The following is a 13,873-nucleotide window of genomic DNA, read 5'->3' on the forward strand; positions in this document are numbered from 1 at the left end:
CACACGGCTCGGTGTGGCCCTCAGTGGCCGTCGGCGAACCGTTTGAAGGCGGCCTTGGTGCCGGAGCCGGCGATGCCGTCGATGGGGCCGGTGTAGCCCCAGTACTGCTTCAGCAGGCGCTGCAGGCCCTTGACCGTGCCCTTGCCGACGACGCCGTCGATCGGGCCGGTGTACCCCCAGTACTGCTTCAGGCAGCGCTGGAAGGCCTTCCAGCTGTTCGGGCCGAGCTGTCCGTCGATGGAGCCGGTGTAGTGCCAGTACGTCTTCAGCCAGCGCTGGACCTTCTTGGCCTGGGTGGCGTTCAGGCCGAGGTTGTTCACCGCCTGCGGCGTGACGGCCGCGCCGGCCACCGCCGGGTGGGCCGACGCGGGAGCGGCAACGCCGGTGCCCGCGGCGGCGAGGCTGCCGGCAGCGAGGGCCACGGCGGTCGTGGCGGTGACGAGCGCCTTGGCCAGGATGTTCGTTCGCATGGTGTTCCCCCTGGTGGTCGAGTACCTCTCGGCACGCCACACAAGGTATGCGCCGGGGCTTCCGCCGTCGCCAACCCGGGAGTTGACTCCCGGCTCCACCGGCCGCGGTAGGACGGCGCGCCGTACAACCTGCGCGGTATCCGGGAGGGGCACTCCGTCCGCCGCCGGGCGTCACACGGCGGCCGTCAGGTGGGGGACGTGTGGCCCGGCGCGCCGTTGGCCATCACGGTGGGGCCTGTGTCCTCGGCACCCTCGCCCGCGACCGCAAGGGCCTGGCCCGGCACCACGGCACGCCTCCGGAACAGACCGTCTGCCCGGCCCAGGCGCCGTGGCCGCTGGGACGCCCCGGCGACGAGTCATCGCGGGTACGCGGCCCGCACCCCCAGGTGGCGCAGTGCGGCCGCCGCGGCTCCGGCGCCGCACATACCGTGCGCGCCGGCACCGGGCGGGGTCGCCGCCGAGCACAGGAACACGCCCGGCACGCCGGTCGAGTACGGCTCGGTGGTCGGGCGGGGACCCCGGAGGAGCTGAGGGACCGTACTGGCCCCGGTGATGATGTCGCCGCCGGCGAAGTTGGGATTGGCGGCGGCGAACCGGGCGGGCGAGGTGGCCAGGCGGCCCACGACGCGGTCGCGGACACCGGGGGCGAACCGCTCCAGCTGACGGAGTATCGCGTCGGTCTCGTCCCCGTCGTAGCCGTACGGGACATGGGCGTAGGTGTAGACGGGGTGGATGTCGCCCACGGAACGGGAGGGGTCCGCCAGGTACTGCTGGCCGACCAGCACGAAGGGGCGTTCCGGCATGTGGCCGGCCGCCACGGCCCGCTCCGCGTCGGCCACCTCGGCGAGCGGGCCGCCGAGGTGCACGGTGCCCGCCCGGCGTGCGTGTGCGTTCGTCCAGGGCACGCCGCCTTCGACGGCCAGGTCGAGCTTGAAGACGGCGGGGGCCCGCCGGAACCGCCGGTAGGCGCGGCGCATCCGGGCCGGGAGCCGGTCGCCGTAGAGGGCGACGACCTGGCCGGGGTCGAGGTCGAGGAGGGTCACGTCGGCGCGCGGCAGCTGCCGGTGGTCGGTGACGCGCACGCCGGTGTGGACGCTGCCTCCGTGCAGGCGCAGCACGCTTTCCATGCTGCGGGCGATGGACTGTGAGCCGCCTTCGGCCACGGCCCAGCCGGCGGCATGACCCGCGGTGAGGATGCCCAGCCCGATGGCCGAGGTGAACGGCAGTGACAGGGGACGGAAGGCGTGTGCCGCGACGCCTGCCCACAGGGCCCGTGCCCGCGCGGTGGTGAAGAGGCGGGCGAGGAGGGAGGCGGGGAGGGTGGTCGGCAGGCCGAAGCGGGCGAGCAGCAGCGGGTGCGAGGGGATGCGCGCCAGGGGGCCCATCACATCGTGGGCCAGGGCGTCCCAGTGGCGTACCGGGGTGGTGAGGAGTGCGCGGTACCGGTCACGGTCCGGACCGAGCATGCGAGCGGTGTCCGGCACGGAACGCAGCAGGACGCCGGCGCTGCCGTCGTCCAGCGGGTGCGCGCAGTCGATGTCCGGCAACAGCCAGCGCAGCCCGTGCCGTTCGAGGCCCAGCGTACGCAGCGCCGGGGAGCTGACGGCCATGGGATGGACGGCCGAGCAGTGGTCGTGCACGAGTCCCGGCCGGATCGCCTCGTGGCTGCGGGTGCCTCCCCCGACCTCGTCCGCGGCCTCCAGGAGCGTGACCTGCAGGCCTGCCTTGGCGAGGAGGGCAGCGGCGGCGAGGCCGTTGGGTCCGCCGCCGACGACCACGGCGGAGGTCATGTGACGTGCCTCAATGCGATCGGGGCCGACACTGCGCGCGGTGACGTCATCAGTCTCATGTGTCCGAGTCTGGCGGTGCACCGGCCCGATGTCCCCGTGTTTCCGGCGGGGCACACGAGAAGGGCGCCGGTCCGGGATGGCGCCGGCGCCCTTCAGGCCCGTACGTGTCCGTCCGAGTCCTCAGGACTGGGGCCGTTTGCCGTGATTGGCGCGATGGTTGCGCCGCGACTTCTTCTTCCGGCGTCGCTTCGAGGACATGGAGACCTCCTGGGGGAGCGGGAATCAGGCATAGAAAAACACCTCAAAACACCGTATATCGGTACAGCTGGCGCCTCCACCGCAGCCGCCTCGCCGACCCCGAGCGCGGGGCGGCACGACCTCGGGCACTCGTTGATACGATGCGAAAAATGCCCGACTCGTCAATGTTTCTCCCCTGGACCAGAGGAGCCGGAATGACCGGTGACCCCGAGCCGATCAGTGCCGCTGCCCGCCGCGCGCTGGAGCAGGAGCTGGCCGACCTGCACGACGAGCGCCGACTCGTCGCCGGAATCCTGCAGGACCGCACGGATGTGGGCGACCAGGCCGACCAGGCCGAGCAGTTGCAGCGCGCCAATCAGCTCGATCGCCTGGACCGTCGTATCGAGGCCATCACCGAGCGGCTGCGCCAGGCGGAGGTGGCCGGTCCCGCCCCCACGGACGTGGTCGGCGTGGGCAGCACGGTAACCGTCCGCTTCCCGGACGGCTCGGTGGAGATGCTCCAGATCGGCGAGGTCGCCGAGGCCCTGGACCAGAACCTGGTCACCTCCGACAGCCCGCTCGGCCGCGCGCTGCTCGGACACCGTCCCGGTGACTCGGTCGACTTCGTCACGCCGGACGGCCCGTCGAGCGTGGTCGTGGTGTCGATCGGGGAGCAGACCGAGCACGGGTGAACGGGGCGGGGGCGGCGCTCCCAGCCCTCCCGCCGTCACTTCTCCGCCGACGCGGCCCCTTCGCCGGCAGGCTCGCTGCTCCTGCGGACCGTGCAGTGGAGCGAGTCGTGTTCGACGTCGGCGACGATGGTGTCTCCCGGCTCGGCCTCGCCGCTGAGCAGCAGGGTCGCGATCCGGTTGTCGAGTTCCGCCTGGATCGTGCGGCGCAGCGGCCGGGCACCGAACTCCGGCTGGTGGCCGTGCGCGATGAGCAGTTTCTTCGCCGCTTCGGTCACCTCCAGCGCCATCCCCTGGGCGCGGACGCGGCGCTTGCTCTGGTCCAGCAGATGGTCGACGATCTCCCCGAGATCCTCCTCGGTCAGCCCGTGGAAGATGATGATGTCGTCGATCCGGTTGAGGAACTCCGGCAGGAACCTGGTCCGCAGGTCCGCCATCAACTCGTCCTTCAGATCCGACACATCACCCTTGTGGTCCAGGATCCGGTGCGCGCCGATGTTGGACGTCATGATGATCACGCAGTGCCGGAAGTCGACGGTGCGGCCCTGGGCGTCGGTGAGCCGGCCGTCGTCCAGGATCTGCAGCAGGGTGTTGAAGACGTCCGGGTGCGCCTTCTCCACCTCGTCGAACAGCACCACGCTGTAAGGCCGGCGGCGCACCTTCTCCGTCAGCTGACCCGCTTCCTCATAGCCCACGTATCCCGGAGGGGCACCCACGAGCCGGGCGACGGTGTGCTTCTCCTGGAACTCGCTCATGTCGAACCGGATCATCCGGTCCTCGTCCCCGAACAGCAACGCCGCGAGGGTCTTGGCGAGTTCGGTCTTGCCGACACCCGTGGGCCCGAGGAACAGGAAGGATCCCACCGGCCGGTTCGGATCCCCCATCCCCGCCCGATTGCGCCGTACCGCCTGCGAGACGGCAGTGACGGCCTCGTCCTGGCCGACGATCCGGGCGTGCATCTCCTCCTCGAGCCGGAGCAGCTTCTCCTTCTCGCTCGCCGTCAGCTGCGACACCGGGATCCCCGTACGGCGGGAGACCACGTCGGCGATGTCGGAGGCCGTCACCGACACCACACCCTCGCGGCGTTCCTCGATACCTGCGCGTTCGCCCTCCACCTCGGCGATCTGCCGCTTCAGCTCCGACGCCTTCTCGAAGTCCTCCACGGAGACGGCCTGGTCGAGTTCGCGGCGGAGTTGGGCGATACGGTCCTCGCAGCTGACCACCTCCGTGGACCGGCCCACGCTGCGCAGCCGGACCCGCGCACCGGCCTGGTCCATCACATCGATCGCCTTGTCGGGCAGGAAACGGTCGGTGATGTAGCGGTCGGAGAGCTCCGCCGCGGCCGCCAACGCGCCATCGTCGAACCGGACCTGATGGTGGGCCTCGTAGGAGTCCCGCAGACCCTCCAGGATCTGCACGGTCTCCTCCACCGTCGGCTCGGGCACCATCACCGGCTGGAACCGCCGCTCCAACGCCGCGTCCTTCTCCACGTACTTGCGGTACTCGTCGATCGTCGTGGCGCCCACGACATGGAGTTCACCGCGCGCGAGGGCGGGCTTGAGCATGTTGCCCGCGTCCATCGACCCCTCCCCCGTCGCGCCGGCACCCACGACGGTGTGGAGTTCGTCGATGAACAGGATGATCCGGCCCTTGGCGGCCTGGACGTCCTCGATGACCTTCTTCAACCGCTCCTCGAACTGGCCCCGGTACTGCGCCCCCGCGACCATCCCCGACAGGTCCAGGGCCACGACCCTCTTGTCCTTGAGGGTGTCGGGCACCTCGCCGGCCACGATCCGCTGCGCGAGCCCCTCCACGATCGCCGTCTTGCCCACACCGGGCTCGCCGATGAGCACCGGATTGTTCTTCGACCGCCGCGAGAGGACCTCGACCGTCTGCTCGATCTCCTCCGCACGCCCCACCACCGGATCCAGCTTCCCCGCCTTGGCCTCCTCCGTCAGATCCCGGCCGAACTCGTCCAGAGTCGTCGCCGGGGTCTTCTTCCGTTCGGCGGGGCTACCGTCGCTGCGAGCCGCCCGCTCGGTGAGACCGGCCAGTTTCCGCGTGTCCATGCCCTCGGCGCGCAGCAGCCTGGCAGCGCCCGTGTCGCTGTCGCCCAGCAGGGCGCCGAGGATGTGCTCGGGACCGATGTACGACACACCGGCCGCCTGTGACTGTGCGTAGGCGGCCCGGAGCGTGCGCTTGGCCGCCGGGGTGAGGCCCGGTTGGGCGGACGGCTCGCCTGCCTCCCGGGGCAGGATCTTGACGAGCTCGGCCGCCAGCGCGTCGGGGTCGACATCCAGCTGGGAGAGCAGTCTCCGGGACGGTTCGACCTTGGTGGCGGCCCACAGCAGATGCTCGGTGTCCAGATCGGACGTGCCGTCCTCGACCGCCCGCTGCGCGGCCAGGTTGAGCAGTTCCTGCGACGACTCCGTCAGCAGCCGGCCGATGGGCACCCGCTGCACCGCGGGAGGCGACGACGAGGGTGACATCCCGAAGAATCGGTTGAACAACTCGCTGAAGGGATCCGACGAACCGAGCGGTGCACCGAACGACATCGACATGGCAGCTCCTGGGCGCGGGGGGAAGCCGGTAACCGCGGGGCCGTTGTTCCGGGGTCCGTAATCACTGAACCCCGCACGACACGGCACCGCAAACGGAAGACACGGACACGGGCGGAGGACGAGCGGGCCCGGACTGGCTTTACGGGGTGGTGTCGGGTACACCCGTGCCGTGCTCTTTCGTCAGCTGGAATACCTCGTCGCCCTCTCCCGGGAGCGCCACTTCGCCCGTGCCGCCCAGGCCTGCTACGTCTCCCAGCCCGCCCTGTCGGAGGCGCTGCGCAAGCTGGAGGAGGAGCTCGACGTGCCGCTGGTGCGGCGCGGCCGCAAGTACGAGGGCCTCACCCCGGAGGGAGAGCGCATCGTCGTATGGGCCCAGCGGATCCTCGCCGACCGTGATGCCCTCAAGGACGAGGTCGACGCGCTGCGCACCGGGTTGAGCGGCAGGATGCGGATCGGTACGGTGCCGACCGCGTCCGGTGCCGTCGCCCTGCTCACCGGCCCGTTCTGCGCGGCGCACCCGCTGGTCACGGTCGAGGTCACGGCGGACATGCAGTCGGTGGACATCCTGCGGCAGCTGCAGAACTTCGAGCTCGATGCCGGGGTCACCTATCTGCGCGAGGATGTCTCGGACGGCTTCCACACGGTTCCGCTGTACCGGGAGCGGTACGTCCTGCTGCTCACGGCCGCCGACGGTCTGGCCCGGCCTACGTCGGCCACCTGGGCGGAGGCGGCACGGCTGCCGCTGTGCATGCTGACCCCGGCGATGCAGGGCCGCCGGGTGCTGGACGGGCTGTTCGCACGGGCGGGGACGCGGCCCTCGCCCCGGCTGGAGACCGACTCCGTGGCGGCGCTGTTCGCCCACGTCAGGACGGGCCGGTGGGCGGCCGTCGTGCCGCACGCCTGGCTCCATGTGTTCGGTGTCCCGCACGGGATGCGGGCAGTGCCGCTGGTCGAGCCCGCCGCGGCGGTGCCGGTGGGTCTGGTGATCGCCGCCCGGGAGCCGGGGTCGGTGATGGCGAGGGCGCTGACGGACATCGCGCGCGCCATCGACGTGGCCTCGGCCCTGGAGCGCGTGCCGGGGGATCCGGGGCGGTAGCCGACGGGCGCCGGGCCCGGACATGGCTGCGGTGTGCGCTGCCCTCCCGTCGCCATGGAACGGCCGGCCGGTGTCAGCCGGCCCGGGCGGCTGACACCGGCCCCCTCCGTTCCGCATCAGCCCGCGTCAGCTCACCGGCTGCGGCTGGAGCCGCTCCGCACCGGCGTACAGGTTCATCGACGTACCGCGCAGGAAGCCGATCAGGGTCAGCCCGCTCTCGGCCGCCAGGTCCACGGCCAGCGACGAGGGGGCGGAGACGGCCGCCAGCAGGGGAATCCCGGCGAGTACGGCCTTCTGCACCAGCTCGAAGGAGGCGCGGCCGCTGACCATCAGCAGGGTCCCGCGCAGCGGCAGCAGGCCTGAGCGCAGGGCATGGCCGACGACCTTGTCCACGGCGTTGTGCCGGCCCACGTCCTCGCGCAGGCACAGCAGCTCGCCGTCGGCCGTGAACAAACCGGCCGCGTGCAGGCCCCCGGTGCTGTCGAACACCTTCTGTGCCGCGCGGAGTTTTCCGGGCAGGGAGGCCAGCAGCTCCGGGCCCACGCTCAGCGGGTCCTCGGCCACGGACCACCTCGTGGCCATGCGCACCGCGTCCAGGCCGGCCTTGCCGCACAGACCGCACGAGGAGGTGGTGTAGAAGTTCCGTTCCAGGGACGCGGTGGGCATGGCCACGCCCGGGGCCAGGGCGACGTCCACCACGTTGTAGGTGTTGCCGCCGTCCGCGGTGGCGCCGGCGCAGTAGCGGATCCCCGTCATGTCGTCGGCGGCGTGGACGACGCCCTCGCCGACGAGGAAGCCGGCCGCGAGGTCGAAGTCGTCGCCCGGGGTGCGCATGGTCACGGTGAGGGGGCGCCCGCCGACCCGTATCTCCATCGGTTCCTCGGCGGCCAGGGTGTCCGGCCGGGCGGAGGGCACTCCGTCGCGGATGCGAAGTACCCGCCGACGAACCGTCACTCGCCCCATGGTCCTGCTCCTCTCCCCTGCCTCCTGGGTGCTCCAGGTGTCTCAGTCGGCCGCGCGCGTGGCTTCCAGGCGGATCAACACCCCTTTCGAAGTGGGGGTGTTGCTGATGTCGGCGACGCTGTCCAGCGGTACCAGCACGTTGGTCTCGGGGTAGTAGGAGGCCGCCGAGCCGCGGCTGGCGGGGTAGGCGACGACGCGGAAGTCCTCCGCCCGGCGCTCCAGCCCGTCGTGCCAGACGGCGACCAGGTCCACCCGGTCGCGGTCGGCGAACCCGAGGGCCGTCAGGTCGGCGGGGTTGACGAGCACCACCCGGCGGGCGTTGTGGATGCCTCGGTAGCGGTCGTCCATCGCATACGGCACGGTGTTCCACTGGTCGTGGGAGCGCAGCGTCTGCAGCAGCAGATGGCCCTCGGGGATGTCCGGCATCGTGAACCCGTTGACGGTGAAGACCGCCTTGCCGCTCGAGGTGCGGAAGACACGCCGGTTGACCGGGTTGGGCAGCCGGAACCCGCCCGGAGCGGCCACCCGGGCGTTGAAGTCCTCGAAGCCGGGCACGACGCGGGAGATGCGGTCGCGCACGCTGCCGTAGTCCGCCTCGAACTCCTCCCAGGGGATGGCCGGGGTGCCGCCGAGGGTGCGGTGGGCCAGCCGGCTGATGATCGCGACCTCGCTGAGCAGGTGCGGGGAGGCCGGCGCCAGGCGACCGCGGGAGGCGTGCACCTCGCTCATGGAGTCCTCGACGGTGATGAACTGCTCGCCGGAGGCCTGGATGTCGCGGTCGCTGCGGCCGAGGGTGGGCAGGATGAGGGCGGTGTCGCCGCAGACCGTGTGGGAGCGGTTGAGCTTGGTGGAGATGTGCGCGGTGAGCCGGCAGCGCCGCATCGCCTCCTCGGTGACATGGCTGTCGGGGCTGGCCCGGACGAAGTTGCCGGCGACGCCGAGGAAGAGCTTCGCGGTGCCGTCGCGCATGGCCCGGATGCCGTCGACCGAGTCCAGTCCGTGCCGCGTGGGCGGGGTGAAGCCGAACTCGCGGCCCAGGGCGTCGAGGAAGGTCTGGGGCATGCGCTCCCAAATGCCCATGGTGCGGTCGCCCTGGACGTTGCTGTGGCCGCGCACCGGGCACACCCCGGCGCCCGGCCGGCCGATGTTGCCGCGCAGCAGCAGGAAGTTGACGACCTCGCGGATGGTGGGGACACCGTGCTTGTGCTGGGTGAGGCCCATGGCCCAGCAGACGATGATCTTTCCGCTCTCCAGCACCCGGTCGTGGACGCGCTCGATCTCCTCCCGGGTGAGCCCGGTCGCGTCGAGGACGTCCTCCCAGGCGATCTTCCGGGCGTGGTCGGCGAAGTCGGCGAAGCCGGTGGTGTGGGCGCTGATGAAGGCGTGGTCGAGCACGGTGCCCGGGCGCTCGTCCTCGGCCTCCAGCAGCAGCCGGTTGAGTGCCTGGAAGAGGGCGAGGTCTCCGCCGGGGCGGATCTGCAGGAACTGGTCGGCGATGGCGGTGCCCCGGCCGATCACTCCGCGTGCCTTCTGCGGGTGCTTGAAGCGGATGAGTCCGGCCTCCGGCAGCGGGTTCACGGCGATGACCTTGCCGCCGTTGCGTTTGGTCTCCTCCAGTGCGGTCAGCATCCGCGGATGGTTGGTGCCCGGGTTCTGTCCGACGACGAAGACGAGGTCCGCGGTGTGGATGTCGTCCAGGGAGACACTGCCCTTGCCGATGCCCAGGGTCTCCGTCAGCGCCGAACCGCTCGACTCGTGGCACATGTTCGAGCAGTCGGGCAGGTTGTTGGTGCCGTAGGCGCGTGCGAAGAGCTGCAGCAGGAAGGCGGCCTCGTTGTTGAGCCGGCCGGAGGTGTAGAACAGGGCCTCGTCGGGGGAGTCCAGCCGGCGGAGCTCTCCGGCGAGCACGTCGAGCGCCTCGTCCCAGCCGATCGGTTCGTAGTGCTCGGCACCGGGCCGCTTGATCATGGGTTCGGTGAGGCGGCCCTGCTGGTTGAGCCAGTAGTCCGACCTGGCGCCCAGTTCGGCGATCGAGTACTGCTGGAAGAAGTCGGCGGTGACCCGGCGCGAGGTGGCTTCGTCGCTGATGTGCTTGGCGCCGTTCTCGCAGTATTCGTTGCGGTGCCGCTTGCCCGCTGCGGGCTCGGGCCAGGCGCAGCCCGGGCAGTCGAAGCCCTTGACCTGGTTGATGTTCAGCAGCGTCAGCGCGGTGCGTCGGACGGTCGTCTGCCCCAGCGAGTACTCCAGTGCGTGCGTCACCGCCGGGACACCGGTCGCCCAGCGCTTGGGCGGGGTGACCGACAGATCGTCGACGGGGTCCTCGATACCGCTCATGGTCCGGTCCGCCTCTTTCTCCGATGGGCACTGCGGGGCAGCATCCGCTTGTTTCCGGAGGCACGTCAAAGAGGCGTTTTCGATGGCCTGATAGGCGCTGGTTATCAGATGGGCGGGGCCTGTCGGCGGCCGAACGGGACCTCTTCGACTTCGTCGGACGGCTCACCAAACGATGACCCGCATGACGGCTTCCCGGACGCACCCGGCCGACGGCACGGCACCGCACGGACCGCGGACCGGGCCGGAATCGCTCCGGCTCGCGCGGGCCTGGGAATTTCGACGGTCCGGCTGTGCTGTGCGGCCTGGCCCCGGCGGACGGCCTCGTGGCAGTCCCAACAGGAGATGTGCCGGCCGGCGCCGGCGTGATGGCATGTCCCACGTGGTGACCGATGCCGACACCGCGGTGACGGTGGGCAGCGGTGACGTGCCCCTTCTCGCCACCCCAAGGGTCCGTCTCCGTCACGGGCGGGCGGCTCACGTTCGCGGTGCGGGGCGTCGACGGCTCGGGCCGGCTGGTGGCCACGGTGAGATCGACCGGGTGATCGTCGACCGGCAGCGGTTCCTGGCGCGCACGCCGGACCCTGCAAACCGCTGACCGGCAGGCCCGTCACACGGGCGTGTGTCCGCGGAGGTACTCGCGTACGGCTGCCGGGAGTGCGACTTCGGTGGTCTCGGGAATCGCCGCCCAGCGCACCTGCTCGGGTGCCAGAGCGGCCCCGTCCGACGGTGACTCGCTCAGCAGTTGGCACACCACCGCCGACGCACCGTCGGCCGATGCACCGCCTGCCTGCGGAGCGTGGTGTGGGGCGAGGGACTCCGTGCCGTCGACGAGGTATCCGGTGAGTTCGTAGACCGCTCGCGCCGCGGTGGCCTCTGCCGGCTCGGCCTGTTGGGGAGTACCGGACGGCAGTGTCCAGCCGTGGCCGTCCGCCACGAGCAGCAGCCGTCCGTCGTACAGGACGACCGCCTGCACCACTCCCTCCGCGGGCTCCAGCGTCATGTCCGACCAACCCCTCCCCCGGCGCGCTCGGCCCGGTTCCCTTCCCCCTACCCAGGGTCGGCCGGTCATGCACCGACGCCGTGTCACTTCTCGGTCCGGGCCGGGAATTCCTGTGCCGCGGCCGAGCGGGATCAGTACAGCACCGGCAGGTCTCCGGGGCGTACCCGCACCGTGACGGGCAGAGTGGCGTCGACCTCGCCGTCGGCGCCGTAGGGGACGGGCCGGTTCGCCTCGATGCGCAGTTCCCTGCCGCGCAGCACGCGCACCTCGGGGCGGTGCACATGTCCTCCCGTCTTCAGCTCGTTCATGAGGGTGAAGAAGAGCCGGCGCGGTGCCTCGCGGATCATCACGACGTCCAGCAGGCCGTCGTCGATGCGGGCGTCGGGGGCGATGAGCCGGCCGGAGCCGTAGTAGGGGGAGTTGGCGGCCACGACGGTGTAGCCGCGGTGGGTGTGTTCCTCGCCGTCGATGGTGACGCGGTAGTCGGCCGCGCGCCAGGTGGTGACGGCGCGCAGGCCGCCCGCGTAGTAGGAGGCGGAGCCGCGCAGCAGCCGGGCGTGGTTGGCGTGCCGGTTGGCCACCGCGTCCACGCCTGCGTAGACGCTGCCCAGGACGACGGTGCGGGGGTGGACTGCCGACTCCACCTCGATGGTGTCGACCGGCCGTGGCTCGGCGTGCAGCAGGATGCCGGCGAGCGCGGCGGGGTCGGCGGGGAGTTCCAGGGCACGGGCGAAGTCGTTGCCGCGTCCGGCGGGCACCAGGCCGAGGACGGTTCCGGTGCCGCTGAGTGCGCCGCCGATGCCGCCCGCGATGCCGTCGCCGCCGACGGCCAGGACGATCCGGCCGCGCTCGCCGGCGCGGCGGGCGAGGTCCTGGGCGTGGGCGAGGCTGTGGCTGTACTCCGTCTCCAGCTCGGCCCCGGCCTCGCGCAGCAGCCGGGCCAGGTGCAGCAGTGTCGCCGCCCCGGTGGAGCCGCCCGCGGTGGGGTTGACGACGGCGGTGAACTGTCGCATCGGTGTGCCTCCGAAGCAGGCGGATCGGGTGGGGGTCGGTCGGTGCGGGTGAGTGGGTACGGGTCAGTCGGTGGGGAGCAGGACGCCTGGGTTGAGCAGGCCCTCGGGGTCCAGGCGGCGCTTGACGGCGCGCAGGGCCGAGATGCCGAGCGGTCCGGCCTCGCGGATGTACCAGTCGCGGTGGTCGGTGCCGACTCCGTGGTGGTGGGAGATGGTGCCACCGGCCGCCAGCACGGCCTCGTTGGCCGCGTGTTTGGCGGGCGTCCAGTGGGCCACCGGGTCCTCGCCCTGGGCGCTGACCACCGTGAAGTACAGCGAGGCGCCGTTCTCGTACACGTGGGAGATGTGGCACATCACCAGGGGCGGGGTGCCGGCCTCGGTGAGGGTGTCGGTGAGGGCGGTGCGTACGGCCGTGTAGAGGTCGGGGATGCGGGACCAGAAGGCGGCGGTCTCGAGGGTTTCGGCGAAGGCGCCGACGTCGAGCAGCGCGTCGCGCAGGTACGGCGCCGAGAAACGGCCGTGGGCCCAGCGTTCGCCCGGTTCCGCGCCGACGAGGGTGCCGCCGCAGGCGGTGAGGACGGCCGCCGCCTGCTCCCGGCGCTGTGCGGTGTCCTCGGCCGTGCCCTCGTAGCCGGTGATGGCGAGACAGCCTGCCGCGCTCTGCGCCAGGTCGCCGCCGATGGCGTCCGGTTGGGCCAGGCCGATGAGGGTCTCGGTCTCGTCGGACAGGCGCAGTACGGTCGGCCGGGGTCCGTCCTGGGCGAGCCTGCGCAGCGCGGCGGCGCCCTCCTCGAAGGACGCGAACCGCCAGCCCTCGTAGACGCGCACCTGCGGCAGCGGGCGGATCCGTACGGTGACGGAGGTGATGACGCCGAAGGCTCCCTCCGAGCCGAGGATCAGCTGGCGCAGGTCGGGTCCTGCGGCGGAGCGCGGGGCGCGGCCGGTCTCGATGGTTCCCTCGGGCGTGGCGAGGGTCAGGCCGAGGACCATCTCGTCGAAGCGGCCGTACCCGGCGGAGGCCTGGCCGCTGGAGCGGGCGGCGGCGAAGCCGCCGATGGTGGCCCACTCGAAGGACTGCGGGAAGTGGCCGAGGGTGAAGCCGTGTTCGGCGAGCAGGGCCTCGGCCTCGGGGGCGCGCAGTCCGGGCTGGAGCACGGCGGTGCGCGAGACGGGGTCCAGGTCGAGCAGGCCGCTCATGCGGCGCAGGTCCAGGGCGATGAACGCGGTGCGCTGGGGAGCGAGTCCGCCGACGACCGAGGTGCCACCGCCGAAGGGGACGACGGCGAGGCCGTGCGCGGCACAGGCGCGAAGGACGGCCAGGACCTCCTCGTGCGAGGCGGGCAGGACCACGGCCTGCGGGACGTCCGCGAAGTCCCCGGCGCGGATGCGCAGCAGGTCGGGGGTGGACTTGCCACGGGTGTGGCGGATGCGGCTCTCGCTGTCGGTGCGGACGTGGCCCTCGCCGCCGACGGCCTCGGCGAGCGCCTTGAGCGCGGCGGGGGCGGCCGTGGTGGCGGGCAGCTCGATGTCCTGGAGGGTGAGGGCGGGGGCGGTGTGGGGCTTGACGCCGAGCAGGTCGCGCAGCAGTCCGGTCACCGAGTCGGGCAGCGGTGCCGCCTTGGCCGGGTCGCCCCAGCCGTTCCACAGCATGTCCATTTGAACGGTCGTCCTCACAGGTCGGTGTGCTCGGTTCGCGCGACGGCCGGCGGGCCGTGCCCGG

At 71.8% G+C, this 13,873-nt stretch carries 11 protein-coding genes; 2 read left to right on the forward strand and 9 right to left on the reverse strand.

What is annotated here, in order from left to right:
- Nucleotides 1-20: 20 nt before the first annotated feature.
- The 3 genes from LMU33_RS06025 to LMU33_RS42290 form a co-directional block, all read right to left on the reverse strand.
- Complete coding sequence (locus LMU33_RS06025) at nt 21-470, reverse strand: peptidoglycan-binding domain-containing protein (RefSeq protein WP_228617993.1); 450 nt, start codon at nt 468-470, stop codon at nt 21-23.
- A 356-nt stretch (nt 471-826) separates the two neighbouring features.
- Nucleotides 827-2,374, reverse strand: coding sequence for a phytoene desaturase family protein (locus LMU33_RS06030; protein WP_372477880.1), 1,548 nt, complete (start codon nt 2,372-2,374; stop codon nt 827-829).
- Nucleotides 2,375-2,440: 66 nt separating this feature from the next.
- Nucleotides 2,441-2,518: a 50S ribosomal protein bL37 gene (locus tag LMU33_RS42290; protein WP_468370288.1), complete on the reverse strand. Its 78-nt coding sequence runs from the start codon at nt 2,516-2,518 to the stop codon at nt 2,441-2,443.
- Between the two features lie 194 nt (nt 2,519-2,712).
- Here LMU33_RS42290 and LMU33_RS06035 point away from each other — a divergent pair, with 194 nt between their 5' ends.
- On the forward strand, nt 2,713-3,189 hold the full coding sequence (locus tag LMU33_RS06035) for a GreA/GreB family elongation factor (protein ID WP_228617996.1): 477 nt from the start codon (nt 2,713-2,715) through the stop codon (nt 3,187-3,189).
- Nucleotides 3,190-3,224: 35 nt separating this feature from the next.
- Here the strand turns inward: LMU33_RS06035 and LMU33_RS06040 are convergent, their stop codons facing one another.
- Nucleotides 3,225-5,747: an ATP-dependent Clp protease ATP-binding subunit gene (locus LMU33_RS06040; protein ID WP_228617998.1), complete on the reverse strand. Its 2,523-nt coding sequence runs from the start codon at nt 5,745-5,747 to the stop codon at nt 3,225-3,227.
- Between the two features lie 169 nt (nt 5,748-5,916).
- Here LMU33_RS06040 and LMU33_RS06045 point away from each other — a divergent pair, with 169 nt between their 5' ends.
- Nucleotides 5,917-6,843 (forward strand): LysR family transcriptional regulator, encoded by a 927-nt coding sequence (locus LMU33_RS06045; protein WP_228618000.1) that lies wholly within the window; start codon nt 5,917-5,919, stop codon nt 6,841-6,843.
- Between the two features lie 126 nt (nt 6,844-6,969).
- Here LMU33_RS06045 and fdhD read toward each other — a convergent pair whose 3' ends face one another.
- The 5 genes from fdhD to LMU33_RS06070 all read right to left on the reverse strand — a co-directional run bounded on the left by fdhD (nt 6,970) and on the right by LMU33_RS06070 (nt 13,809).
- The gene (fdhD, locus tag LMU33_RS06050; protein ID WP_228618001.1) at nt 6,970-7,806 is read right to left on the reverse strand and encodes a formate dehydrogenase accessory sulfurtransferase FdhD; all 837 of its coding nucleotides are present in this window, start codon (nt 7,804-7,806) and stop codon (nt 6,970-6,972) included.
- 42 nt (nt 7,807-7,848) lie between these two features.
- On the reverse strand, nt 7,849-10,140 hold the full coding sequence (locus LMU33_RS06055) for an FdhF/YdeP family oxidoreductase (RefSeq protein ID WP_228618003.1): 2,292 nt from the start codon (nt 10,138-10,140) through the stop codon (nt 7,849-7,851).
- A 607-nt stretch (nt 10,141-10,747) separates the two neighbouring features.
- Nucleotides 10,748-11,140 carry an NUDIX hydrolase gene (locus LMU33_RS06060; protein ID WP_228618005.1) on the reverse strand — a complete coding sequence of 131 codons (393 nt, stop codon included), beginning with the start codon at nt 11,138-11,140 and terminating at the stop codon, nt 10,748-10,750.
- A 131-nt stretch (nt 11,141-11,271) separates the two neighbouring features.
- On the reverse strand, nt 11,272-12,153 hold the full coding sequence (locus LMU33_RS06065; RefSeq protein ID WP_228618006.1) for a diacylglycerol kinase family protein: 882 nt from the start codon (nt 12,151-12,153) through the stop codon (nt 11,272-11,274).
- Between the two features lie 63 nt (nt 12,154-12,216).
- Complete coding sequence (locus tag LMU33_RS06070) at nt 12,217-13,809, reverse strand: FAD-binding oxidoreductase (protein ID WP_228618008.1); 1,593 nt, start codon at nt 13,807-13,809, stop codon at nt 12,217-12,219.
- Nucleotides 13,810-13,873 lie beyond the last annotated feature (64 nt).

It is taken from the genome of Streptomyces barringtoniae (genome assembly GCF_020819595.1).
GTDB classification, from domain to species: Bacteria; Actinomycetota; Actinomycetes; order Streptomycetales; family Streptomycetaceae; genus Streptomyces; species Streptomyces barringtoniae.